Here is a 25362-nt window from a genome sequence, read left to right as displayed (position 1 = left end):
TTGCGTCTGAGGGGGTTATCAGTACCGGAGATAAGGGTGTTATTCAACGGTTCAAAACACCAGTTCTCTGCTTCCTTGGTTAGTACAGAGGAGGCACTGAGTGGCGGCAATCACCGAAAGCTTATCAGCGTGATTCGCCACTAAACAGATATGGCGAGCACGTCACGCGACAAGAAGCGGGATGGGGTGGAATTCATCCGTGAAGATGACGGGAGCGTGACCGCTCATGATATCGAGACCGGTCTCGCGAGGGGTGGAGACACTCGTGCCGACGCCCTCGCACAACTGGCCGAAGTCCTCCGACTCGAAGACGGGGGTGGGGAGTCTATCGACGATCCGGACGACTTCCTCCGGACAGAGATGAACATCGATCCTGACGACCTCGACGAGCACGACGAACTGCCAGAATTTTTGCAGTGAATGGTTCGGAAAACGTTTTCCGGACGAGAGATAGCGAAAGTCCTCCGAAGTTTTGGATACGTTCCCGTCTCCCGCGAGGGAAGTCACGTCCGACTCCGATACGAACATCCCGAGACCGGTGAAGTTCGGAATGTCGACGTCCCTCAACACAAGGAAGTACGAATTGGAACACTGCGGTCAATTGCAGACCAGTGTGGTGCAGACGACTTCGAAGCGTGGTGTGAGTGGATCGACGACCACGCCTGAGCTTGGTTCGAATAACCCTGAAGTCAACGCCTGTGTGAACTGCTATGTGATATCCGGGCACCAGAGTCCCGAATACCGTGTTGTCTCACGCGTCGCCGTGACGGAACTCATCACGTCCGCACAATTGTAGGTCTCGAGCACGAATCGACGCGTATGGGCCGGAATATGCTCGTCGACGGCGAGTGGAAGACAGACCTCGAACCGTACACCGACGAGGACGGCGCGTTCGACCGGGCCGAAACCTCGTTCCGCGACTGGATTCGCAGTACGCACCGAAACGCAGAAGATGTCGTCACGGACGGGCCGGAACCCGAGGCCGGCCGCTACCACCTCTACGTCGCGCGGAACTGTCCGTGGGCACACGGGGCCGCGCTCACGCGCCAGTTGGCTGGACTCACCGACGCAATCTCGATGGATATCGTCGACCCCGTCCGCAAGGACGAGGGTTGGGAGTTCACGCCAGAAAAGGACGGCTGTACGCCCGACACCGTCAACGGCGCCGACTACCTCCGTGAGGTGTACGTCGCGGCCGACCCCGAGTACACGGGACGCGTGACCGTGCCCGTGCTGTGGGACACGCAGGATGACACCATCGTCAACAACGAGTCGATCGAGATCATGCGGATGTTCGCCACCGCGTTCGACGATGTCGGTAACGACGGGATTGACCTGTATCCCGAGGGCTACCGCGAAGAGATCGACCGCATCATTGACGCGATCTACGACCCCATCAACAACGGTGTCTACCGCGCCGGCTTCGCGGAGTCGCAGGAAGCCTACGACGAGGCCGTCACCGATGTCTTCGACGCGCTCGACCACTGGGACGAGGTGCTGGCCGACCAGCGGTACCTTGCGGGCGACCGGCTGACTCTCGCAGACGTGCGGCTGTTCCCGACGCTCATCCGCTTCGACCACTGCTACCACACAGCCTTCAACTGCGACCGGCAGTACCTCCACCAGTACGAGAATCTCTGGCCGTACCTGCGCGACCTCTACCAGACGCCCGGATTCGCAGAGACGGTGCGAATGGAGCACATCAAGGGTCAGGGGTACTATCAGGGCGAAATCACGCCCATCGGCCCGGATATCGACTTCGACGCACCACACGACCGCGACCAGCTGTCGAGTGAAGAGCCAGCAGTACAGACATAGGACGTGGAAACGGTACCAGCGCCATCATCGAAGATGAATCTCTCCACCGAACAGATCCGCGATCTCGGCACGAGCGAGGTGTTTGATCGCGCCCGCAACTACCGCGACGAGGAGCGCATAGAGCGCATCGACCGCTTCGACGAGACCGTAAGCGCCGCCGTGCAGGGCTCCCAACCCGAACCCTACGAGGTCGAGATCCAGTTCGTGGATGGCGCTGTCGAGCCCGAAACCGTCGACGCCACCTGCACGTGTCCGTACGACTGGGGCGGGTACTGCAAGCACATCATCGCGGTACTGCTGGAACTCGCCGAAGGCGACGTCGAACTCGAAGACGAACGCGAAGCCGTCGAACGCGTCCTCTCGGACGCGCATCCCGAGGAACTTCGGGAATTCCTGCTTGACGAGTCCGAGCGCGATGCCGATCTGCGCCGGCGACTGCTGACACGCTTCGAGGAGCAGGACACGCAGAGCCTCTACGATTACAAGAAGGAGATGAGCCAGCAGTACCGCGGCCCCTACACATACCAGTACGAGGGCCCCGACTTCTCGGAGTTTCACGACCTCGCGGAGACCCACCGTGAGCAGGGCAATCCGCTGGAGGCGGCCACCATCTACCGGGCGATGACCGAGGTTCGGATCGAGAATATGGACATGGTACAGGACTACTACGGCGAAGACTTCGAGACGGAACTCGACGCGTTCGTCGAGTGTATCCGTGAGGCCGACCTCGACCACGAAGAGAAACGAGAGTATATTGACTACCTCTTCGAACGGTGGGAAAGCGACGATTCGGCTGTCGGAACGTTCTCGGGCCAGTATGAGGACGCACTCTGTGATCTTTGCACCGACGACGCGGATCTACAATACTGGCGCGACCTCCTCGAAGACGATCTCCCGACCGATATTCCCGAGCCGAGCGAGCCCGACGACGGGATCGGATCGTTCGATACGCGCCGCTACGAGGCCGAAAGACGCATCCAAATGCACGCGGACGTGCTGGACGCACTCGGCGATACCGAGGCACTTCAGGAGGTGTACGAGGAACAGTACCTCGACATCCGGGAGTTCTGTGTGCGGTATGCCCGTCTACTCGCAGCCGAAGGCGAGGGTGACCGGGCAATCGAGGTCGCGGAGGAGGGACTGGACGCGTTCTCGAATGTCGGAGAGCTTCGACGCTTTCTGATCGACGCGTACGCCGACCGCGACCCGGAGCGACACAAGGAACTCCTCCGGGAGCAGTTCCTCCAGTCGGGGGACTGGGAGTACTACGAGCAGCTGCGGTCACGTTGCTCGGATGACGAGTGGGAGGAGATGGTCGCGAACTTCGAAGCGCGATTCGATGACTCGAACGTGCATCGCTTGATCGACCTCTATCTGCGCGAGGAGCGCACGGCAGACGCGTTCGAGACGGTCATCGAGGCGGCTCGCGAGGAACCGGACGATGCATTGCAACGTGCAGTCGGTGATAACGGCCTCGCGATTCTGAGCGAATACCGCGATGACGTCGCGGACTACGATTCGGAGACCTACTACGAGGTCTACGAGGAACGTCTCGAACCGTTCCTCGCGGACACGACGGGCCGCGATCACTATCAGACGGTCGTGGCGTACCTCGAAGAGATGCGGGAATTGGGCTTTGACGACGAATTCGAGGTGTTCGTCGCGCACCTGAAAGAGAAACACTCGAACCGGCCCGCCTTCCTCGACGAAATGGAGGCGCTCGAACACTGAGACCGACTCGATCGGTCACCGTCTCACAGATCGAGTTCGCTCGCTGACTCGACGTCGAACCGCAGAATCTCGGGTTCGCCGGCGAGCAGGTCGGGAAGTGCGGCCTCGAACTCTTGGAAGTGGTCGGTCTGGGTGTGTGCCTCGAAGGCATTCTCATCCTCGTACTGCTCGAAGAACCGCACCACGTTCGGGTCGTTGACATCGGTCGTCGCCCGGTAGTCGATCATGCCTTCTTCGGCTTGAGACTGTTCGACGAGATCCTCGATCAGGTCGAGTGCTTCCTCACGCTTGTCTGGGTCAATCGGAATGAAGCATACAGGACGATCATCGCGTCTCGGCCCACGAATGGATCTCTGAAAAAGCCTCACGATGTCGGATACGAGTCCGATAACAGAACGATCGGTATCGAGAGACTCACTCCGCACTTGACTGGGTGTGATACTCCCGTCCAGTTTTGAATTCGGTCAACTCCTCGATTCGGCTCTCCAACTCCTCGATCTCCTCTCGAAGTTCCTCGGCCTCGGGGTCGTCGCTCGTGGCAAGTCGGTCTTTCAGCCCCTGCAGTCGGGTTTCTCTCTGTTCCTCGTCAACCTCGGCCTTCCGGACGTACTCCGTCTCCTCGATGTCGTACACGTCCGATTCGGAAAGTTCCGTCACGTCGAGAGCGTCGTCGACCTTGTCGCGGTCGACGCTCAACACGCGCTCGCGGTCGATTCCCGCGTCCTCCAGCGCGGCCAGCACCTCTTCGTCGTCTCGGAGGTCTCGGTTGCGGCGCGTCGTTCGTTGGACGGAGCCGAACTGGCCGTGAACGGGCTGGTCGTGATGGAGTCGATCTAACAGCACGTCTGTCACGGTCTGCCGCAGATCGTTGGCATCGCGCTGGATGTCCGAGAGCAGGGTATAGAGATTGATGAGGACGGGCGTGTCCAACACCTCCAGCGAGGAGAGGTCGTTCCGCTCCAGCGCGTCGATAAGAAGGAGCGCATCGCTGTAGACATCCACGTCGGGTTCCGTGCGCTCGATGGCACCTTCGTCCGAGTCCTCGTCGTCTGTTCCCGTGATGATCTGGCTTCCGGTCGGTTCGTCGGTTTCGCGGATCACGTCCGCGCTCTCGTCGACTTCGAATCGGGGATGCAGACTCAACACGGCGGGATATGGATCGGCATCGGGCGGAAGCCGCGAAAGGTCGAATCCATCGACGGCGTTACTGATGCGCTCGTGGAGCGTCTCGAACTGGTCGCGCTGGAGCGGCCGGGTCTCGTCCACGTCGCGGTCGAGAAACTCGACGACGATGCGGTGTTCCTGCACGTCGGTGATCCGGAAGCGACTTTGAGAGAGTGGTGTGAGCAGGGTCGCATCCTCGGCGAGATCCTCGCATTCGTCGAGGAGCGTGTGCCACGTGACGCTGAACGGCATTACTGGGGAGTATCGTCGGAAGACAGGTAAAGCGTGAGGGTGGTTCGCTCAGACGCCGAGGTCACGGAACGTCCAGTCGTCCGGCAGGTCGGCGTCGAATCCAGTCTCTTCGACAAGTTCACGGATGCGCTGTTCGACCGTCTCGTCCAGCTCGAACGTGTAGTCGAATTCCTCGTGCCAGTCGTAGTACCGCGGCATCCCCGGCCAGTGGTCGTCCGTCTGCAGCCCGTAGACGCAGTCCAGCAGGTAGCGACGATACGGCATATCGTCACGGGTGACCCGGGGGAGTGTCCCGTCGATCGACTCGTCTCTCACCAACTCTTCGAGCAGATCGACCGCCGCGTGCTGGTCGGCGTAGAACGCATGTTCGAGCGTCGGATTGACGGAGAAGATGTCCTCTGAGGCGCGGGCACGGAGACGGTCGGCGACCGAGTAATCGGGATGGCCGATTCCCCATCCGTACGCGTGGACTTCCTCCCGCGCGGTATCGGCTGTATCGGGGGCATTGACTGCGATGTCATCGAGGTATTCGAGCCCCGCAACTGGAATCGCCGACACACCGTCGGTCAACCGCGTGCGGATCAGATTCCGTCCCACGGCGTTCGCAACCGTGGGTGTCACGAGCGGAATTTCGTCCTCTTCAGTGGGATCGTGAGCATCAATCACATGCTCGAGGAATGTCCAGTCCGCTGATCGCGCCGCCTTATCGAGGGCATCACTGACGCGCTCGTGGTACGGCCAGAACACGTCCCGATACGTGTCGCCACTGTTGTCTTCCTCGAGTGCAGCCGAGAGCGCCGACTCGAACTCGACGACTGCGTAATGAAGGGCGTCTTTGTCACCGCCCGAAAACCGATCGAGCAGGGTATCGAGTTCGGCAACGGACGCGTTTCGCTCTTCGGTTGGCGATGAGTAGCCGGAGTCAGAGCGATTTGAATCGGACGAAGTAGAGGATGTCTCCGATTGGACATCGCCACAGTCGTGGAGTCGAAGACGCGTGAGCGTATCGAACGACTCACCGCAATCGTCGCACTCGTGAGCCATAGTTCACCTACAGATGTCTGGCAGAAATGTGTTCCCGCTTTAGGCGGTCAGTTGGCTATCTCATCGCGATGACTCGCGTCGATGTCCACGTCGTGCTCGTCGGCGAGCATCTCCAACGCCGGTTCGTACGCCGGTCGGGTTTCCACCATCTGGCTGACCGTGGCGTCCAACGGAATCACGGGATTGCCGTCGACCCACTCGACGTCGATACTCTCTGCCTGCGGGAATAAGACGTAGTGGACGCTCCCGTCAACATCGGCCGCATCCGGGCGCTCACCCACGGTCGTGTCGACCCCGAACCGCTCGAAGAACTCGATCCACCGATCGACATCGCGCTCGTGAACCTCGATAAACACGGGATAATCGTCGTGACTTCGAGCGATCTGGAATCCGCCGTTCGTCCAGACGTAGGCGGCATCGATCTCCGTGTAGGCGAACTCCATCCCGGCGAAGTGGGGGATCACGTACGCGTCCTCCTGTGAAACATCGTCGCGGCTGTACAACGTTCCCATCATCTCCTCGTAGCGCCGTCGCATCTCGTAGTCACGAACTCGAACTCCGTTATCTGTATTTGAGATGATCTCTGCGTCGTCCAAGCGACCGATCCAGTCGTAGATCCACGAATACGACGTCCCGATCTTATTCGAGATTCGGTTGATAGAATCCCCATGCTGTGCCGCCAAGACGATCTTCGCAGCGGTGGGATCCATAAAATCGGTCATCGCCATCGTCTGTCTAGTTATCTCGAACGAGATGATAGCTGATGAATCTAGCGGTGCTGTGTTCCATCTGTGGCTCATCACCCATCTCAAGAATAGAAGTGGGAACAAGGAGTAAATATTCCCACACCATCGTTTCGGATATGAGTGGAGAAGTGCGAACGGACGAGCGTGGGCGCGTGACGATTCCGAAAGAGGTACGCGACCGCTACGGTAAGAAGTTCCGCCTCGTCGAGCTGGACAGCGGTATCAAGCTGGTGCCGATTCCCGACGATCCACTAGAGCCGTTGCGAGCGGCGGCTTCCGAGGAGCTTCGCGAGGCATCTCTCGAGGATCTCGAAGAGGCAGCTCAAGAAGAGGCACGCGAACAGGCTGTCGAGCAGATACGCTGATATCAACTTCTGGCTGGCGCTACTGGAAGACGATGACCGGCTGACCGTCCTTGATGTGGTGTATCTCCATCGTCCTGATTTTGATTTCCTTGCCCGTCGGAGGGACGCCTCATCTGTCATCCCTCTGTATGCCGATTTACCCACTTTTTTTGTGTGCTACCTCTGTTTACTCGCCAGTAAGAGCAATATTGTATGTCACTAGCTGATGCGCACAGACCGACGAACACGCGCGAGCGGTATCGCTTGATGACTGATGCGGCCTCCCGACCGTTTGCGGTCGGCGCCGTCGCCGTTCCCTTGGTACTTCCCGTTTTGGGCTACCTCTCGGGCGATGTCCGAATCATGTTTACTGTCCACCTCTTCCTCGGTGCATTCTGGTTCGGAACTGCAGTACTTGGGGCGGTCGTGCTCGGGCCCGTGATGGGGAATCTCTCCGAGGAAGCTAACGTCGAGTTCGCTGAAGGCTTCGTCCCGAAAATGAACCTGCTGATGGAACCGGTCTCGGTCGGTGTAGTCGGCTCGGGGATCGGTCTCGCCAGTATGATGGGTCTGTGGGCATCTCCGACCCCATCGCTGTGGGCGGCACTCGTTCTCGCGATTGCGCTGCTCGTTCTCGGGTTCGGCCCACTCCACAAGTTCACAGCAGGCATGTTCGACGAGATCGCCGCCGACGATACTGACCACGAGCGCCTCGCCTCCCTGAACAAGAAGTACGGGATGCTGAGTCTGGTCGAACTCGTCCTCATGGTTGCCATCGTCGCCACGATGTCCGGCCTCCGCTGGGGCTTCTAACACCGAGTCCACTGCCGAACAGTTCTCGTTTTTTGTTCGGCCCTGTCCTCTACTACTGTCTCGCGGAGGTGGTACCGACAACTTTGACGCGGCTGCCGCTTCAGGGAGGACATATGGCTGCTGACATCGCTATCTCTGATGCGCTTGTTCTCACGGTCGACGAGCGGAACCGTCTGTACGAGCGTGGGACGGTGCTTGTCGACGACGGTCGCATCACGGAGGTGCGGAAGTCCAAGGACGGCGATGGGGAAATTGAAGCAACGCACACGATCGACGGAGACGGAAAACTGGTGATGCCGGGACTGGTCAACGCCCACACCCACCTCGAACTGACGCCGCTGATCGGGGCGTTCAGCGACCTCGACCTGCTGGAGATGATGGGCAGTATGACGGCTATCTACGGCCGCCTCGGCGAGGGCGACTTCGACTATCTGGTCGAGGCTGGGTACGAGCTTGCCGCCTTGAATTTCCTTCTCGGGGGCGTCACGACGATCAACTCGATGGACGTTCGTCCGAGTGCAGGCGCGGAGACGTTCGGAGAAGCGGGACTCCGGGGCTTCTTCGGCTCGACCATCACGGATCTGTTCTGGGACGTTCCCGTCGACGAGCAGTTCGACCGCGCCCGGTCGTTCATCGACGAGTACCACGACACCTACGGCGGGCGAATCCGGGCGACGATCTGCCCGCACGACGACTGGTCGTGTACGCGCGACCTGTGGGAGCGCACGGCTGCTCTCGCGGCCGAGTATCCCGACCTGCTCGTCCACACTCACTTGCTGGAACTCGAAGAGAGCAACACGATGGCGCGAGCGAACGGCGGCGAGGATTCGCTCGATCTACTCGATGACGCCGGATTACTCGACGATCGGCTGGTTGCAGCGCACTTCCGCGTCGCCGATGAGGCGGATATCGAGCGGACTGCCGAGGCGGACGCGTCCGTGGCACACTGCCCGTCGGTGTTCTGCTACTGGAACCCGGACGCCGAGATGCAGTGGACGCCCGTTCCCGAACTGCGGGATGTAGGTGTCGACGTCGGGCTGGGCATCGACGACCACTACTGGCACGACTCCTACAGCATGTTCGGCGAAGCTCGGCAGGCACGTCTTGCGGCCAACGTCAAGCGAACGAGCGGCCAGTTCTCCTCGATGGAGCTGGTGCGGATGCTGACGATCGAGGGGGCTCATGCGCTGGGTGTTGGCGACGAGATCGGGAGCATCGAACCGGGCAAGCGGGCGGACATCATCCTCCTCGACGTGCACAAGCCGAAGTTCACGCCGCTGACCAACGTGCCTGCCCACGTCGTGAACAACGCCGCGCCGGCGGACGTGGAGACGGTTATCGTCGACGGAGAAATCGTGATGCAAGGTGGGACACCGATGACGATGGACGCTGACGCGGTACAGGAGCGCGTGGAGGTGGCAGTCGAACGGTTTGCCGACGAGACAGGATGGGAACTGGACATTGGAGGCGGTGAACCGCCGGGGTCGGTCGAGACGATTCGAGACCTCCCCAAGCGTGGGCCCGCCCGCCTGCTCTCTCGGCTCGCCCTCCAATCAGCGCGTGACAAGCTCCCCTTCTGATCGACCATGTCCACGTCACCATTTCCTCCCGGGTACGTCCGGTTCGATGACGTCCACAGCTCGATGCCGAAGCCACGCCGGATGCAGGTCTCCGAATCGGTCGCATTAGAGACGATACACGTGGATGGGTCGGATCCAGCAATCGTGTTCGTCCACGGTGGTCTCGGCTCGCTGTGGAACCCGTATCCGCAACTGGACGCGTTCGAGGGCGAGCAGGAACTGGTGACGTATGCGCTGGCCGGAAACGGCAACTCCACGACGCGTCCCAAGCAGTCGCTCATCGGGCACGTCACCGACCTCCGGAATCTACTCGATGCGCTCGACGTCGACCGGCCGATCGTCCACGGCCACAGTTACGGCACCGCTATCGCGCTCGAATACGCCAAACGCCATTCGACGGTTGGCCTCGTGCTCCACGCAGGGGGCGATCACGACCTCACGCCGGCGTGGGAGAAACCGCTGTTACGGCTGTTCCTCGCGCTGCGGCTGTATCATCTGCCTGCGAACGACGCGCTCATCCGTCAACTGGCCTACAACGTCGGCTTTCACGAGGAGACAACCGAGGCCGTCGTTGAGGATTTCCTGCAATCGAATCCCTTGCCTCGCCGCCGCTCGGCGTGGACGACTGTGACCGAGGCGTTCTGGGGCTACGACGGACGCTCAGATACAGAGCGGGTCGACGTGCCCACGCTCGTCATCCACGGCCCTGCCGACGGGATCGTCTCGGTCGATGCGGCACGCGGGACTGCGCGTCGGCTCCCCGAGAGCGTGTTCTGCCGGATGGAGCGCACCGGTCACGTCGCGATGATCGAACGCCCGGCTGCGTACAATCGGCTCTTCCGGACACTCCTCGCGGCAATCGAAGACGAGCGCAATCTCGAACCGGCGGTTCGAGACCAGCTTGGTGAGTACAACGGGTAGTTGATCATCCCCCACGAACACGTTGTCTCTCCGCTTACCCGGAACTTCTACGAGAACGACGTAGCTGTCTCGGCGTAATGATTGTCCGCAATCAAGCGTGTTCGGTTCCAGTGATCTCGAAACGTGCTCCACCGCCCTCGCTTTCCGTGATCGTAATATCCCACCCGTGGGCGTCAGCGATCTGCTTGACGATGCTCAGACCGAAGCCCGTCCCGTCATCTGCCGTCGAGTATCCTGCATCGAACACCGACTCGCGCTCGTCGGGTGGAATCCCCGGGCCGTCATCCGCAACGTAGAACCCGTCTTCGAGGTCTCCAACCGTCACCGTGACGTCGTCATCTCCGTGTTCGACGGCATTGCGAATGAGATTCTCTATTAGCTGCTGGAGACGGCTTCGATCGGCTCGAATCGTTGTGTCGGTCGTGATCTCGAGAGTCGCCTCGGCCGTTTCGACGTGTTGCCAGCATGCATCGCAGACATCCCCGAGATCGACATCTTCCATCTCGCTCACTCTGTCGCCCTCGCGAGCTAACGTCAGGATATCCTCGATCAGCGCATCCATCCGGTCGAGTGCTCGTTCGATAGGCGCTACCTGTTCGGTTTCACAGTCCTCTTTCAAGAGTTCCAGTCGTCCCTCGGCCACCCGCAGTGGATTTCGCAGATCGTGGGAAACGACGCTGGCGAACTCCTCCAAGCGTTCGTTCTGACGTGTCAGTTCTGCCTCGCGAGCGCGTATTTCTTCAGTCCGCTCGACCTGTTCGAGTGCCGCTGTAATGTTGCTGGCCAAGATCTCCGCGAGGACGCGATCCTCATCGTCGAAGGTTGCCGCTGTCGGTGAGCTGGCGATCAAAATCCCCGCCTCACCGAGTGGAAGGATGAGTTCACTCCGAACCGGGGTGTCCGGATTGTAGATCTCCGGATTATCGTGGACATCCTCGATTGCACGTCCCTCACCCTGTTGGTAGACGCGCCACGCAATGCTGTCCTCGCCCGTGAACGTCGGTGGCTCACCGATGAGATCGCGTCCAGCGTCGGTCTGCGCGACAGGAACGAGCCCGTCCTGCTCATCGTACAGATGAATCGCACTCGCCTCTAACCCCAGCACGTCGGCGGCAGCCTCAACGCCAATCTCGGCGACATCCGTTCGCGTCTCAGCGGCCATCAGCTCCGGCGTCGTTTTGTTGAGGGTTGCAAGGCGTGTCTCGCGCGTCTTTCTCGCGGTGATATCACGGTAGACCCACAGATGCCCGTCACCCTCTGAGAGTTCGATTGGATGGTAGCTCCGTGCATACGTCTGCCCGTCAGCAAGCTCCAGCTCTTCGTTATACACCGGTTCTTGCCCAGCGATCAGGTCGTCAATCCGGTCGACGAATGCCTCAGAGTCAGCGAACGTGTCACTGATATCTGCCGCGAGTTGGGCGCAGTCCGTGCCGCGAATCTCGTCGGGGGAACCCGGCAGGTCGAACAGCTCGAACATCTGTTCGTTGACGGCGACGACGTTGCGTTGTTCGTCTTCGGCGAGCACGCCAACCGGGAGTGTATCGAACAACGTCGACAGGAGCGCATTCGTCTGCTCGAGTTCCCGCTCGTACTCCTTTTGCTCTGTAATCTCGCGATCGGAGATGATGAGTGAGACGACGTCGCCCTCTTCGTCTCGGACAGGCCTGAAGACACCCTTGACGGTATATTGCTCACCACCGGGTTGGAGAAGATCAGTCTCAAACTCCACGTATTCGCCGTCTGCCGCCCGCTTGATCCAACCTTTCACGTCTTCTTGAAGCCTCTCTGAATAATTGAACCACGGCGTCTCCCAGAACGGTTTGTCCGTCACGTCCTCCCGTGTGGCGTCAACGTAGTCCATCGCGGTCTCGTTGATTTCGAGAACCGTCCCGTCCGTGTCGATCAGACCGACGAGGATGTTCGGATCGTCGAAGATCGCTTGATAGCGACGTTCCTTTTGCTCGAGTTCTTGCTCTCGCTCCTTGTACTCGGTAATCTCGCGAGCGATACCGATCACTTGGCGTGACTCACCACTGGATTCATTCTGGACAGAGATGGTATCCCGTATCCAACGTACATCGCCCATCTCGGGTGTTGTTCGGTACTCTAATTGGCCGCCATCCCTCTCACCGTCGACCAGTTGTTGGTAGAATTGCTGGAATTGGTCGCGGTCGTCAGGGTGTACCGCCTGCGCGAGATGGTCTTCCCACGTCGGTACCTCGTCTGCCGACAGCTCGAAAAACTCGTTGTAGGCCCCGTGTCGAACGACTTCGTCTGTGTTGCAGTCGATCTCGAAGATCACCGAGTTCGTGTGTTCGAGCGCGAGTTGCATCCGCTCGCGCGTCCGTTCAAGTGTCCGTTCGTGTGTCTTGCGCTCGGTCACATCCGCTGCGATACCGAGGACGGCCTGATCATCGACATCGCCGAACTCGTACGGCTGTAATCGCGGTTCGAAGATGTGTGTCTCACCGTTTGGATCGGTAATCTCAACTTCGGGAACTCGCTGTGTCGTCTCATCTTCGAGTACTTCGTCCAGATGCTGTCGAAATTGGTCAGCAGCCGATGCTTCAAGAATCTCAGCGATATTCGACCCTTCAATATCTTCAACAGTCGTGTCGTGGAACGTCGCGAGTGCTTCATTCGCCAGCAGATAGTTCCCTTCCTCGTCAACCACGTAGAGAAGATGAGGAAGGGCATCGACAATCTCGCGCAACCGTTGCTCGCTTCGCTCGACTCGCTCCTGTGCTCGGTGGTGTTCGACAGCGTTCGTGATGCGGTTCGCAAGTACCGTGTACTGGTCGGTGCCGCCTTCCTTCTGGAGGTAGTCGGTCACGCCAGCGGAGATGGCATCGCTGGCAACCTCCTCTGAACCCTTGCCAGTGAAGAGGATGAACGGCAGTTCGGGATGGTGCTCCCGGACGGACTGGAGGAACTCAATCCCGTTCTGTCCGGGCATCTCATAATCCGATACCACACAGTCGAATTCGTTCTGTTCGAGTTCGTCTTTTCCATCGCTCGCACTGGTGGCTGTTTCGACGGCAAACCGGTCGTCCTCACGTTCGAGGAAAGTAGCGGTCAGATCAGCGAAATCAGGTTCGTCGTCGACGTGAAGAACCTGAATGGAGTTTGGAGAGCCGTTGCTCATTATGTACAGCGTGATTGAGACAACGAATAACGGTTGGGACGTGAGTATCGTGACTGAGTTCGACCATCTACATTTCCCTCCCCGATTGTTCAAATACCGTTGAAGTGGTGAATCAAGTGTCTTTGACATACTCGCGTATAATGCGAGGCGAGCAACTATCAGCTCCAGAACTTCTTAGTGATTGCCAGATTCCGAACCTAGTATGGAACCGAAAGACTATGCCGTCCTGTTTGTACTCGACGTGATTGCAACCGTCGTTGGTATTTTTGTGTATCTTGGAATTGGTGGCTCATTCTAACCAGCGAGCAGGAATAGAGATTAGCTGGGGTTGCGAGCGGCGGATTCAGACGAGCTTCGCGAGGCGTTGCTCGCCGATCTTGAAGAAGCACGCCGCGACGAGGCACGCGGGCAGACGAAAGAGCTGTGACGTACTCGGGGCGTCCGATACTGCCTCCGAGTGCTCGGGGGCCATACGTCTTTAGCTAAGTGAGGAATTGGAAGACGGTAGCGGCTTATCGAGACAGCTTTTCTACTCAAATTGTAGGTTTATAACCTACATCGTTCCCTAATTAAGTGTACGACACTGAGAGAGAAGTAGCATGACGCACTGTCCGGATTGCGGAAACGAGATTGCAACGTCGTTGAATGTGAATGATGAAATTGTGTCAGGAAATGGGCAGGCCTACGAGTGCCCGGAGTGTGGTGCCATTCTTGGTGTCGGAGCTTTACACTAATTGGTTAGTTCCGCTCTTGTATTGAGTGAATCAGAGATAAACAGGCGTCTGAACTGTTCTATCACACCCTGTTCAAGCGACGCCTCAATAAGTCGCTGCTGTCACGCCCTTTTCTTCTTAGCTAAAGACGAATGGCTCGGGGGCTAATTAGTAGTCACAACAGATCGGGCCGAGTAGTTGTAGTACTCGTCTCGCCCCGTCATCGGACACTCACCAACGGCTGTGGCTCGGTTCGTACCGGGACTGCAGGCGAATCAGCGTTCATACGGGGAGAAACGCCATGGAAGCGGAAAGGCACATCGAATGGGACCGGCGACACAGGCCCTTCGGAGTGGACGCGCTCGGCCGCCGTCCCCGATCCGCGCCCGCGGAGGTCCGGACGGTCAGAGCTGTGCCAGCAGTCGCTCGACGAGCGACACGTCCTCGTACCGGACCTGCGAGCGGTCGGGGTCGTAGTCGACGATGCCGGCGTCGTCGAGTTGTGGCAGGTGGACGTGTCTGAGCGAGACGGCGAGTCGGTCCGTGGCTGGTCGGCCGGGTTCGCACGCCGCGAGCGATTCGGCGAGGGTCGAAACGGTCGTCGCGTCTCCCTCTATCCTCGCGGCGAGGATGCGGATCACACGCCGGCGCCGTGCGTCGGCGAGGGCGCCGAAGACGGCATCCAGCCGCTCCGTCTCGGCACCGCAGTTTCGGTCGTCCTCCGATTCGTCGGCCGCCACGGTGTCGTGTGCGTCTGCGTTCGATGTGGTCATCGGCTCCCCCCCAGGAACACGGACCTCGCTTCGACTAGCGCGCTGAAGAAACTGTCGGCTGTGATGACGGTCACGCTTGCCGTCATTCGTCCTCGAACAACAGCGCGTTGGTGACGAACGTCACGATGCCGCGGCGCAGTCGTTCCGTGACGGCCTGATCGGAGATGTCGAGGTCGTCGGCGAGTTCGATAGTCGTACATCGGCGAGGGATGTCGTAGTAGCCCCGTTCGACCGCGAGTTCGAGCGTCCTTCGCTGTCGAGGCGTCAGCCCGAACCAGGCGCCCGTGCCCGTACTCGTCGGGTTGTAGACGCGTTGGATCTCGACGGAGGCGTCGATGTCGTCACAGGCCGACCGAAAGGTCGAGAGGTCGTCGTGGCTCGGGAACTCCGCCTCGAACGTCCACGTCTCGTCGGACCCCGTCCCGCGCCGAATCGTACCGTCGTGTTCGTCGAGGATCCGAAAGAAAGGGTCCGCCTCGGGATCCCACGAGACGATACAGAGTTCGCAGTCGCCGAAGGCGTCCACGAACTCCAGTCGGCATCCGTCCACGTCGTCGAACGGATCACCGTCGTCGGGTCGGCCTCCGTCGTAATCCGCGAACGAGAAGATCGGGGTGGATCCGTCCCCCACCGCGTTCATCCGTTCGATCTCCGTAGTACCCCCGGATCGGGTCGGCAGGTACCGACCGAACGCGAACTGGTGAGTCGGTAGTCGTAGTTCTACGATGATACCCATAGATGGCGTTAGTGCGATAACGACGGGGGGTCATAGACCGTATGCTTGGTTCACCAAGTTTCCTTCGCCGCGTAGCGCATCGTCACAAACATCGGTGAGCCGGCCGCCCCGCAGGACGGCAAACGGGGTCGGCCCGCGGGCGGCGATCCCGTTCGCGACGCGCGCTCGCCCGCAACGAACAGCGGGTATTTTTAACGGTCGGGGCGTACCACTGGGTACATGTTCAAGGCCATCGTGAGCGCGTCGACGCTCCGGGATGCCCTCGACTCCGTGAGCGTGCTGGTCGACGAGTGTAAGGTGCGACTCAACGAGGACGGCCTGTCGATTCGGGCGGTCGACCCCGCGAACGTCGGCATGGTCGACCTCTCCCTCGATGCGGCGGCGTTCGAATCCTACGAGGCCGACGGCGGCGTCATCGGCGTCAACCTCGCACGTCTGGAGGACATCGCTGGCATGGGGAACGCCGGCGACCTGGTCCACCTCCAACTCGACGAGGAGACCCGCAAACTCCACATCCGCATCGACGGCCTCTCGTATACGCTCGCGCTGATCGATCCCGATTCGATTCGGCAGGAGCCCGACATTCCCGATCTCGATCTCCCGGCACGGATCGTCGTCGAGGGCAACCAGCTCGACCGCGGCATCACGGCCGCGGACATGGTGTCCGATCACATCAATCTCCGCGTCGACGAGGCGGCGGCGACGTTCCACATCGAAGCCGAGGGCGACACCGACGACGTCGACTTCGAGATGGGGGCCGACGACCTCATCGACCTGGAGGCCGGGCCGGCGGACTCGCTGTTCTCGCTCGACTATCTCAAGGATATGAACAAGGCCATCCCCGGCGACGCCGAGGTGACGGTCGAACTCGGCGAGGAGTTCCCGGTGAAGCTCCACTACGAGTTCAGCGAAGGGCTCGGTCGGGTGACCTTCATGCTCGCACCGCGCATCCAGAGCGACTGACCGTCGACCGCCGCTCACGGCCGCGACACTTCTCCCCGCACGACCGGTCGGCAACCGCCGGTGTCGGCCAGCGCCCGGAGACGACTGGCAGTCGGTCGAACGTGGCGAAAGGCGATCCGTTTCGGTCAACACGACCTCCGGTCGCGAGTGGCGGCGTTCGCGCTCACCGAGGTCGCCAGCGAACTCGAAATCGAGCCTCAGAACGGCATCGAACACGAGGACGAGGACCCTGCCAACGATACGTACAAGACCTATTACGCCGAGGGGCCGTCAACGCACGATCCCTTCTTGCCCGATGTCGAGGAGTGGTACGAACCGGCCGCCTGCACCCACAGAGGACCACTACACGTGGCTTCGAGGTACTCCGTCTACGATTCCGTCGAGGCGGCGACCGATCGGTTCCGTGAAAAATCTAGTATCGGACCAGACTCACGATGGCGTCTCGTTACCCGAGACGACTCTTCGGGGCACCTCCAGGTGAACAGCCGCGACGGCGGGGTCGTCGCGGACTCCATCAGTGCGGGGGACTTCCGTGACGACTACGTCTGGGAAGATCAAGGCTATTACGGGACGATCGGACGTACGATCCTCTCGGGTAATGCAGTGATCTCGATCGGATGGAAACCGGACTGACCGTCCCAGTGGACGCGAGCACCAGGCTCTTTGAGAGAATGGTAGTCCCACCGTTTCGGTCGGAGACTTACCACTTGCGGATCCCAGATGGCGGTGTTTTCGGACTGGGATCCTCGAAATCGTATTCGCCGTTCTGCGACCGAGAGCGATGAGACGAAAGGCCGGGAGGGAGACGCCGCTGCTCCTGTGATCACCTCCGTGGAACGATCAGTGTGCAACCGCGATCTACACGGGACTCACGATCAGCGCCGGAACCGCCGGACCGCGTCGAGCGCCCGTCCCGGTGTGCCGAGCAGGGAGAGTCCGGCGCCAACGAGTACGAAGAGGGCGTAGAGCCCGAGCGTCGAGAGGAAGATGACGATCATCGCGACGATGGCGAGCAGATCCGAGAGGAAGTAGAAGGCACCCAGGGTCATGATCGTTCCATAGAGGAGCACGAGATACGGCCCCCAGCCGCGGGCGTGACCGCGACGCATCCGGCGGCGGACGTACGCCTTCAGGTCCGCCTCCAGTTCCGGCCGATCGACCGTCCGATCTTCCACGTCGGACTCGAAGGCGTCGAGGTCGGCACGGACCGCCTCGACCCGGTCGGCGAGTTCCTCGATGTCCGGTGCCGGGGAGGGATCCGTGTCGCCGCCTCGCGTGTCGTCTCCGGTCATTGCCGTCGTCACGTGGTCTCGGTCCCGTGGATGTTGTACCTGCCGGTTCCGGGCAGTCGTCCGATCGGCGAGGACGGCGTTGAGCGTCACGCCGACCAGCAGCGCCAGCCCCGCGAGATAGAACCACGTCACGAGGAGGAGCACGGCGCCGAGGACGCCGTAGAGCGCGAACTGGCTGCTCGCCGCCGTGATGGCGGTGTAGAAGGCGAAAGCGGTCCCGAGAAGCGTCCAGCAGCAGGCACCGACCAGCGTGCCGGGGAGCGCCTCCCGGATCGACACGTCGACGGCGGGCGTCAGGTAGTACACCGGAAAGAGGGCGGCGACGAGGACGAGGAAGAAGACGACGGGCGCGAGCGCCGAAATCCCGGGAAGGTCGAGGACGGCGACGATCCCGACGAGGGCGACTCCGCCGAAGGCACCGATCCCGACGGCGACGAGGACGGTCACGCCGGCGCGGACGCTCCGCAGGAATCCCCGGGGGGTGGTGTCGTAGATACGGGCGACGGCGGTGTCGATACCGCGAAACAACTTCAGCGAACTCCAGACAAGGAGGCCGAGGCCGACGATGGTGACGCCGCTCTGGCCGGCCGTGTTCGCCAGCGCGTCGGCGACGAGTTCCTGGCCCACGGGCAGGAGATATCGCCCGGCGAGGTCGACGACGGCCCGCCGGAGCGCTGGCCCGCCGAGCGCCGTCGCGACGACGGCCGCGAGGACGAACAGCGGGAGTACGGAGACGAAGGCGTAGTAGGCGATGCTCGCTGCGAGCGTGGTGACGTCGCGCAGACGAACCTCGCGGACGACGGCGCGGGCGATGGCACGGAAGCCGGTCGGTCTGGCTGACACGTGCCGTCGGTTCGGGCGGCGCCGCTAAAAGGCCGTGCCTCGGACGCGGAACGCAAAGTGCGGGGGCCCGGGAGCGAGGATCGGAAAGACGAATACGACCGTCGTCGTAGCGCGAGCATGCGCCGATGAGCCGCCACGCACACGAATCGATCCGGTCGGGAGACGTCGACACTGCGTCGCGATGAGCCTCGCCGCCTCGGTCGCCAGGGAAGCGAAGGCACTGTTCGGGGGGAGCCGCGGCCGCTCGCTCGCCGTCATCGCCGGGTCGTGGGGGCTGTTGCTCGGGGTGCGGATGATCTACCCCATCCTCCTGCCGTACTTCCGGGCCTCGTTCGATCTGAGCCTCACCGTCGCGGGACTGCTCGTGACGATCCTGTGGCTCGGCTCGGCGATCGGTCAGTTGCCGGGGGGGATCCTGGCCGATCGCTACAGCGAGCGCACGATCATGATCGTCGGGATCGTACTGGTTGCGCTCTCGATCGGGGCGGTCGTCGCGGCGCCGACGGCGTTGTGGCTGTTCGCGGCGACCGCACTGCTCGGCCTGGGCCAGTCGCTGTATCCGATCGCTCGGATCACGATCCTCGCGGACATCTATCCGGACCGTATCGGGAGCGCACTCGGCGTGACGATGGCGACGGGTGATCTCGGACAGACCGTGTTGCCGCCCCTCGCCGGCGCCGTCGCCGCCGCCGTCGCCTGGCAGGCCGGCCTCGGGATGTTGCTCCCGTGTCTCGTCCTCGCGACGGTCGCGTTGTGGGTGCAGGTGCCTCGTGGAACCGAGGACAACCGAATCGAGGGTGGATTCAGCGTCGAGACTGTCCGCGACGTCCTGGGAGACCTTCGCGGGCCGAACACCCGCGTCATCGTCTTCGTACTCTTTCTGTACATCCTCGTCTGGCAGGCGTTCACGGGACTCTATCCGACGTACCTCGTCGAGGAGAAGGGACTCGCCTCCTCGACGGCGTCGGTCCTGTTCAGCCTGTTTTTCGGGATCGGAATCGTCGTCAAGCCGCTCGCGGGGGCGGCCTACGATCGAATCGGGGTCCGTGGCTCGCTCGTGATGGTGCTCGTCGCGCCCGTCGTCGGGTTCGTTTCGCTCCCTTTCGTCCATGGTCTTCCGGCCCTCGTCGCGGTCACCGCGTGTATCAGCACCATGCTCGGATCCGGTGCGATCACCCAGTCGTTCCTCTCGGACGCCTTCGCCGGGGAGACGCGGGGCACCGGACTCGGCGTCGTCCGCACCGCCACCGCGACGACCGGGGCGGCCGGCCCCGTCCTCTTCGGGGCCGTCGCCGATCGTGGCTACTTCGACGAGGGATATCTCGTCCTGGCGGGGCTGATGCTCGGCGTGCTTGTGCTCGTGGGACTGCTCACTGACGCGTGAGGACGGCGGCGGAGGCTACGGCGCGACGCCGACGGTGAGGAGCGTCCCCCACGTCCGGTAGCGATCGACCATCGCCTCGCGGCGCTCCCAGCCCTCCGTCGGGAACGCCGACGCCGGCGGGATGTCGATCTCGCGATCCGGAATGGTGTCTTGGGCGACCACGTGGAGTCCGGCCGACCGGAACGCCTCGCGGTACCGCTCGCGGTCCCAGAGTTGCATCTCGACGCCCACCTTCTCCTGCCAGACGTGGGTGTGTTCGCTCTCCTCGAAGAAGTTCACGGCACAGTAGACGGTACCGCCGGGGCGGAGCACCCGCCGGATCTCCCGGAGGACGGCCTCCGGATCCCGTGCGTAGTAGAACGCCTCCATCGACCACACGTGGTCGACGCTCCCGTCCCCGAGGGGGAGGTGCTGGAAGTCCCCCGCCAGGAATTCGAGCGCCGCGTCGTCGGTGTACTCGCGGGCGTTCCGCACCATCTCGGTCGACGCGTCCACCCCGACGCTTCGCCCCACGTCCCGCGTCTCGCGCAGCGCCCGGAGGGCGTACCCCGAGCCGGTTCCCAGATCCAGGACCGTCTCGCCGGCCTCGACGGGCATCCGGGCGAGGGCCTCCTTCGCCGTGTGCCAGTGGCGCTCCTCCATCCCCCTGTCCTTGCCCGCTTCCGCCCACGCGTCGAACTCTGCCTGTACGCTCATTGGATGCCTACGAGGGCGTCGGGGCACAAATCGCTACTGAAAGGGGAGGGATCGGTCAGCGAGACCGACCGTCGGCCCGTGACGCCGACCCATCGGAGCCGTTCGCGGGGCCGCGCCGCCGTCCCGTGAGGGCGCGATAGATTGGGTAGATGTAGTCCTCGATGGGACCGTGGACGCCCCGCGGGCTGGCGTAAACGAGGACTGGAAGGTCCGTGCCGTCCGCGAGGTCGATGACGCCATCCGGGGTGCTGCCGAACACCCAGCGCCGGAGCCGACGGGTGCGGGTAGCGCCGATGACGAGGATGCCGCCGTTCTCCGTGGCCGTCCGGACCAGGCCCTCCGCGACGGTCGCGGCGCGGACGTTCTGGACCTGCACCGAAGGTGCCCCGGAGAGACCGGCGATGGTCGCCTCGGTGTTCTCCCGGCGGCCGTTGCCACCCTCGGGGTCGACGTTGATGACGTGGAGTTCGGAGCCCTCCTGGCCCATCCGCTCGACCAGGGGCAGGAGGCCGAGGTGGTGAGGGCCGCCGCCGGCACCGACGTTGACGACGCTCGTGTCGGGGTCGGAGACGCCGCTGGCAAAGAGGACGCCACAGGGAGCGGTGTACTCCACTTGCTCCGCGATGCGCGTGTGCTCCTCGGGGTAGCCCATGATGATCAGGTCGGCGTCGTCGTCGCGGGCGGTCTGGACGATGTCGAAGGCGACGTCCTGACAGACGTGGCCCTCGACGGTGTAGTCGGCGTCGACGTCGGCGTCGGCGAGGTGCTCCTCGATGCGGGCCGTCCGCCGGCGCGCGGTGTCCTCGACGGTTTCCCACGGGGTTTGATCCGGGATGTGAGTGACGTTGACGACCTGCACGAACGGGTCGTCGTCCCGGAGACGACCGAGCGTCGCCGCGAGCGAGGCGTACCGGGCCGCCCGCTCCGGGCGGGCGACGGCGACGAGAATGCGGTGGCGGCCGGTCGCTTCCTCGGTGGTCTCGGGCGCGGCGCCGGTCCCCGCGGCCGTCCCGGACCGGGAGGGGGGCACCACCCGTTCGAACAGTTCCTCGACGCCGGGGGCGCCACCCCAGGCGAGGTAGCCCGCGAGGAGGAGAGCGACGAGGAGCAGGCCCACGAGGACGCCCTTGACCGGCAGGTTCGAGATGAGTGCGAGGTTGGCGAGGACACCGAGGACTGGGACGACGGGGACGCCGGGCACCCGGAAACCCCGTTCCAGATCCGGGAAGCGGCGTCTGGAGTAGATGAGTGCGACGTTGACGACCGAGAGGGGAAGCAGGAGGTTGAGCGTCGCGAACCCGGTGAGCGTCGTGAGGCCGAGTTCGGTCAGCGTGAGCGGACCGAGCGCCGGGAGCGCCAGGGTGAGTTCGACGGGGAGGAGTCCGCCCTCGGCGGGGAACAGGCCGATGAAGACGACGATGAGGGTGACGATGGTGGCCGTCGTGGCCACGACGCTCCAGAAGGGCGTGCCGTACCGGGTGTGGATGCGGGAGAAGGGACGTGGGGCCTGTCCCTGTCGTCCCATGAGCGATCCGATGCCGCTGGCGGCGAGAATACTCGCATTGGAGGCGCTGACCATGCTGAAGACGGCGCCGGCGACGATCAGCGACCGACCGGCGGGGCCGAGGAACCCGGCGGCGACGCGGCCCATCGCCGTCTCACCCTCCTCGGCGATGATCTCGGCGGGGACGGGCGAGTTGACCATCGCGACGATCACCAGCGCGTAGAGGACGGTCACGGTGACGATGCTGGCCGCGATGGCCCGCGGCACCGTCTTGCGGGGTTCGACGATCTCACCGGCACTCGCCGCGATGGCGGAGAAGCCAAAGAAAGTGATGAACGCGAGGGCGGCGATGGTGACGATACCGACGAAATCGGCCGAGAACCGCGCGGTGAAGGTCCCGACGGCGGCGGACGGGCCGCGGAAACTGAACGCACCGGCGACGAAGGCGACGAGGACGGCCACCTTCGCGCCGGTGACGACCAACTGGAAGGTGCCGCTCTCCTCGGTGCCGCGGGCGTTGAGCGTCCCGAGCAACAGGGCGGCGACGACCCCGGTCGTTCCGTGGGGGAGAAAGTGCAAGGATTCGGGGAGAACGAACCTGAAGAACCACTCGTCCATGGTCGCGAGGTAGAATGCGGTCGTGCCGGTGTAGCCGAGAAAGAGCATCGCGCCGACGGCGTAGATCAGCGTCTCGTGTTCGAGCGTGCGCGCCGAGAAGAGGTATCCGCCGCCGTTTTCCGCGTAGATGGAGGCGAATTCGGAGTAAGAGGCGGCGGTCAGACCGGCGACGAGGGCCGCGAGGACGAACGCGACGATGGCGCTACTGCCGATTTCGGCGACCGCGGTTCCCGAGAGCGAGAAGATCCCCGCGGCGATCATCGTCCCCAGCCCGATGGCGAAGGCGATTTTGAAATCAAGCGTCCGTCTGTGCTCGACCATCACGCCCACCCTCAGTACGAGACGGGAAAAATCGGGGTGGTCGTTCCGAGCGTCTGGCTACAGCAGGCCCTTGACGGTGTTGATGACCGTCCACGTCGCCTGTTTCACCGGTTTGCCGTCCTCGCCGTTGATGACGATGCCGCGGACGGTTCGCTCCCCGTCGCGGGTGACGGTCTTCCCGTTCCGGACGGCGTCGACGAACTGCGGCACCGGATCCGACTGGGCGACCAGCGTCTCGGCGGTGTCGCGGGTCATCTGCATCTTCAGGCCCGCGTCGTCGCGCGGCGACTGGCGGAGGTCGGTGATGGTCCCGTCGGGACGCATCCGGAAGGAGAAGACCACGTCGGTCCCGACGAAGTAGACGTTGACCGTGTTGCCGGCGAGCTGGTTGAACACCTGCCGCTCGGCGAAGTTCATGTCGGTTTCGGTGACGTTGGCGTTGAACCGCGGCTGCATGTCCTGCAGGTCGGCAAAGAGGTCGTCGGCCCACTGTGGCTGGTCGCTCGACTGCGCGGCGGCGGGAAGAGCTCCGCCGGCCAGCGCGACGGTCACGAGGAGTGCAGCGACGATACGTCCGGCAGAAATTGACATACCCGTTCCAACGCGGCCGGTGTATATGGGGGTTGTGGCGAGCGAAACGACGGCGGGGGGAAGGGGGAGGACCCGACGTCGTTGCGATCGCCCGACGTGTGTGGGCCGGATGGGTTCGGCGAGGGGAACGTCCACGACGGCACGAATCCGTGCCGTGACCCGTATGTCATCCGGCCACGTGTAACGTTGGCACACAGGTGGATAAGGGTACGACCTGTCTGGATGGGTACCACGGGGCTCACTCGGCCGTCGCCGACCGGATGGCGGCCACGTCGGCGTCGGTCTTGAACGTCGTCCCGCCGTAGTGGGCGCGGGAGGCCTCGTACCCGGCGGCTCGGAGGTCGGACAGGAACTCGTCCATCGCGTTGGCCGAGCGGCCCCACTGCTTGCAGAGGCGGTGCTGGTCGTAGTGAGTTGGTTCGTCGAGTTCCGCCGCGACCGTGTCGAGCATCCGACGGGCGCGGGCGGCCTCGCCCATGCCGTCGTCGACGGCGTCGCGGACGGCGGCGACGAACTCGCGGTCGCGGATCGCGCCGAGCCAGAGGGGGCCGGCGGTGACGACGCGATTCCCGCCACAGGCGGGGCAGTCGTCGGGCGGGTGAGCGATCAGGCCGAACTCGTGTTCGCGGGTGAGACAGTCCTCGCAGTGGTGGACGTAGCCGAGTTCGTCGATGCAGTCGTCGGCTTTCGTCGCCCGGCCGTCGAGTTCGAGGTAGGTCCGGGCGTAGTGACGGGAGACGTGCGAGCAGACGGGACGCGCGGCGATGTCGTAGCGGGCGGCGGTCCGCACCATCGCCGAGAGCAGGACGCGCAGTCCCATCTCGGGGTGGTAGTCGGTGTTGCGCGGGACCGCTCCGTACGAGCGAACGCCACTCTCGAAGTGGGCGCCACAGAGCGGCGCGGTGTCGGTGGCGGTGACAGCGACCAGGTCGCGGGCGCCGACGAACGCCGCGTCCGCGAAGGGGACGGGCGTCCCGAAGGGATCGACGTCGATCACGTCGAACGTCGACTCGTGCATGAGGGCGTTGGCGTTTCGCTCGACCACCTCGCCGGGCAGGTCGGCACGGTCGAAGTTCTCCCGGGCGAGGGAAACGGCGTCGGGATCGGTGTCTGCGGCGGTCACGGCCCACCCCTCGCTGGCTGCACGGAGCGCACGGACGCCGCTGGCGGTCGTCGCATCGAGGTACGACTCGGCGCGGGGTTCGCGGTCGGCGTAGGCCCGGAGGACGGCGACGGTAACGTCGCGGTTCAACTCCTGTGTCGGGTTGTAGAAGACGTCGTCGCCGCGGCCCTCGCTCGCGCCGTCGCGGGCGTCGGGCACCTCGAACTCCACCTTTCCCTCGGTGACGCGCATGGGTGACCTGCGCGGT

The 25362-nt window shown here is 62.8% G+C and carries 23 protein-coding genes and 1 pseudogene; 11 read left to right on the top strand and 13 right to left on the bottom strand.

Annotated features, from left to right (window positions below; all coding sequences use genetic code 11):
* The first annotated feature begins 150 nt into the window (after positions 1 to 150).
* The 4 genes from NBT82_RS14065 to NBT82_RS14050 all read left to right on the top strand — a co-directional run bounded on the left by NBT82_RS14065 (position 151) and on the right by NBT82_RS14050 (position 3549).
* Entirely contained in the window at positions 151 to 420 is a 270-nt protein-coding gene (locus NBT82_RS14065) for a type II toxin-antitoxin system HicB family antitoxin (RefSeq protein WP_251328739.1), read from the top strand.
* Positions 421 to 666, top strand: a complete 246-nt coding sequence (locus tag NBT82_RS14060) for a type II toxin-antitoxin system HicA family toxin (RefSeq protein WP_234298156.1) — start codon at positions 421 to 423, stop codon at positions 664 to 666.
* A 153-nt stretch (positions 667 to 819) separates the two neighbouring features.
* On the top strand, positions 820 to 1818 hold the full coding sequence (locus NBT82_RS14055; RefSeq protein WP_251328738.1) for a glutathione S-transferase family protein: 999 nt from the start codon (positions 820 to 822) through the stop codon (positions 1816 to 1818).
* A 33-nt stretch (positions 1819 to 1851) separates the two neighbouring features.
* Positions 1852 to 3549, top strand: coding sequence for an SWIM zinc finger family protein (locus tag NBT82_RS14050; protein ID WP_251328737.1), 1698 nt, complete (start codon positions 1852 to 1854; stop codon positions 3547 to 3549).
* A gap of 23 nt (positions 3550 to 3572) precedes the next feature.
* On the opposite strand, the pseudogene NBT82_RS14045 reads toward NBT82_RS14050, so the two are convergent.
* From NBT82_RS14045 to NBT82_RS14030, 4 genes and pseudogenes are all read right to left on the bottom strand, one after another.
* Positions 3573 to 3877, bottom strand: a pseudogene (locus tag NBT82_RS14045) (putative quinol monooxygenase).
* An 86-nt stretch (positions 3878 to 3963) separates the two neighbouring features.
* Positions 3964 to 4965: a DUF7983 family protein gene (locus NBT82_RS14040; RefSeq protein WP_251328735.1), complete on the bottom strand. Its 1002-nt coding sequence runs from the start codon at positions 4963 to 4965 to the stop codon at positions 3964 to 3966.
* A 48-nt stretch (positions 4966 to 5013) separates the two neighbouring features.
* The gene (locus NBT82_RS14035; RefSeq protein WP_251328734.1) at positions 5014 to 6009 is read right to left on the bottom strand and encodes a DUF8137 family protein; all 996 of its coding nucleotides are present in this window, start codon (positions 6007 to 6009) and stop codon (positions 5014 to 5016) included.
* Positions 6010 to 6056: 47 nt separating this feature from the next.
* The gene (locus tag NBT82_RS14030) at positions 6057 to 6731 is read right to left on the bottom strand and encodes a helix-turn-helix domain-containing protein (protein WP_251331293.1); all 675 of its coding nucleotides are present in this window, start codon (positions 6729 to 6731) and stop codon (positions 6057 to 6059) included.
* A gap of 140 nt (positions 6732 to 6871) precedes the next feature.
* Here NBT82_RS14030 and NBT82_RS14025 point away from each other — a divergent pair, with 140 nt between their 5' ends.
* From NBT82_RS14025 to NBT82_RS14010, 4 genes are all read left to right on the top strand, one after another.
* On the top strand, positions 6872 to 7120 hold the full coding sequence (locus tag NBT82_RS14025; protein WP_251328733.1) for an AbrB/MazE/SpoVT family DNA-binding domain-containing protein: 249 nt from the start codon (positions 6872 to 6874) through the stop codon (positions 7118 to 7120).
* 192 nt (positions 7121 to 7312) lie between these two features.
* A complete protein-coding gene (locus tag NBT82_RS14020) occupies positions 7313 to 7912 on the top strand; it encodes a hypothetical protein (RefSeq protein WP_251328732.1) in 600 nt (199 codons plus the stop codon).
* Between the two features lie 113 nt (positions 7913 to 8025).
* A complete protein-coding gene (locus NBT82_RS14015) occupies positions 8026 to 9492 on the top strand; it encodes an amidohydrolase family protein (RefSeq protein WP_251328731.1) in 1467 nt (488 codons plus the stop codon).
* A gap of 63 nt (positions 9493 to 9555) precedes the next feature.
* Positions 9556 to 10413: an alpha/beta fold hydrolase gene (locus NBT82_RS14010; RefSeq protein WP_251328730.1), complete on the top strand. Its 858-nt coding sequence runs from the start codon at positions 9556 to 9558 to the stop codon at positions 10411 to 10413.
* A gap of 91 nt (positions 10414 to 10504) precedes the next feature.
* Here the strand turns inward: NBT82_RS14010 and NBT82_RS14005 are convergent, their stop codons facing one another.
* The 4 genes from NBT82_RS14005 to NBT82_RS13995 form a co-directional block, all read right to left on the bottom strand.
* Positions 10505 to 13687, bottom strand: coding sequence for a hybrid sensor histidine kinase/response regulator (locus NBT82_RS14005; protein WP_251328729.1), 3183 nt, complete (start codon positions 13685 to 13687; stop codon positions 10505 to 10507).
* Positions 13688 to 13901: 214 nt separating this feature from the next.
* A complete protein-coding gene (locus NBT82_RS20060; protein ID WP_256476593.1) occupies positions 13902 to 14030 on the bottom strand; it encodes a hypothetical protein in 129 nt (42 codons plus the stop codon).
* A 645-nt stretch (positions 14031 to 14675) separates the two neighbouring features.
* Positions 14676 to 15044 (bottom strand): DUF7344 domain-containing protein, encoded by a 369-nt coding sequence (locus tag NBT82_RS14000; protein ID WP_251328728.1) that lies wholly within the window; start codon positions 15042 to 15044, stop codon positions 14676 to 14678.
* An 82-nt stretch (positions 15045 to 15126) separates the two neighbouring features.
* Positions 15127 to 15780: a helix-turn-helix domain-containing protein gene (locus NBT82_RS13995; protein ID WP_251328727.1), complete on the bottom strand. Its 654-nt coding sequence runs from the start codon at positions 15778 to 15780 to the stop codon at positions 15127 to 15129.
* Positions 15781 to 15999: 219 nt separating this feature from the next.
* Between NBT82_RS13995 and NBT82_RS13990 the strand changes: the two genes are divergently transcribed.
* Both NBT82_RS13990 and NBT82_RS13985 read left to right on the top strand, forming a co-directional pair.
* Positions 16000 to 16743 carry a DNA polymerase sliding clamp gene (locus NBT82_RS13990; protein ID WP_251328726.1) on the top strand — a complete coding sequence of 248 codons (744 nt, stop codon included), beginning with the start codon at positions 16000 to 16002 and terminating at the stop codon, positions 16741 to 16743.
* A gap of 60 nt (positions 16744 to 16803) precedes the next feature.
* Positions 16804 to 17376, top strand: coding sequence for a hypothetical protein (locus NBT82_RS13985; RefSeq protein ID WP_251328725.1), 573 nt, complete (start codon positions 16804 to 16806; stop codon positions 17374 to 17376).
* A 242-nt stretch (positions 17377 to 17618) separates the two neighbouring features.
* On the opposite strand, the gene NBT82_RS13980 is transcribed toward NBT82_RS13985, so the two are convergent.
* Complete coding sequence (locus NBT82_RS13980; protein ID WP_251328724.1) at positions 17619 to 18878, bottom strand: YihY/virulence factor BrkB family protein; 1260 nt, start codon at positions 18876 to 18878, stop codon at positions 17619 to 17621.
* 181 nt (positions 18879 to 19059) lie between these two features.
* On the opposite strand from NBT82_RS13980, the gene NBT82_RS13975 reads away from it, so the two are divergent.
* Complete coding sequence (locus NBT82_RS13975) at positions 19060 to 20262, top strand: MFS transporter (protein ID WP_251328723.1); 1203 nt, start codon at positions 19060 to 19062, stop codon at positions 20260 to 20262.
* Positions 20263 to 20277: 15 nt separating this feature from the next.
* On the opposite strand, the gene NBT82_RS13970 is transcribed toward NBT82_RS13975, so the two are convergent.
* From NBT82_RS13970 to NBT82_RS13955, 4 genes are all read right to left on the bottom strand, one after another.
* Positions 20278 to 20958 carry a class I SAM-dependent methyltransferase gene (locus tag NBT82_RS13970; RefSeq protein WP_251328722.1) on the bottom strand — a complete coding sequence of 227 codons (681 nt, stop codon included), beginning with the start codon at positions 20956 to 20958 and terminating at the stop codon, positions 20278 to 20280.
* 55 nt (positions 20959 to 21013) lie between these two features.
* Positions 21014 to 23401 (bottom strand): amino acid permease, encoded by a 2388-nt coding sequence (locus NBT82_RS13965; protein WP_251328721.1) that lies wholly within the window; start codon positions 23399 to 23401, stop codon positions 21014 to 21016.
* 57 nt (positions 23402 to 23458) lie between these two features.
* On the bottom strand, positions 23459 to 23992 hold the full coding sequence (locus NBT82_RS13960) for a hypothetical protein (RefSeq protein WP_251328720.1): 534 nt from the start codon (positions 23990 to 23992) through the stop codon (positions 23459 to 23461).
* A 238-nt stretch (positions 23993 to 24230) separates the two neighbouring features.
* Positions 24231 to 25346, bottom strand: a complete 1116-nt coding sequence (locus NBT82_RS13955) for a tRNA (guanine(26)-N(2))-dimethyltransferase (protein ID WP_251328719.1) — start codon at positions 25344 to 25346, stop codon at positions 24231 to 24233.
* Positions 25347 to 25362 lie beyond the last annotated feature (16 nt).

Origin of the sequence: Haloplanus sp. HW8-1 (genome assembly GCF_023703795.1) — an archaeon.
GTDB lineage: Archaea > Halobacteriota > Halobacteria > Halobacteriales > Haloferacaceae > Haloplanus > Haloplanus pelagicus.
Note: the sequence above shows the minus strand (reverse complement) of the source record. Positions and strands in the feature narration are given on the sequence as shown.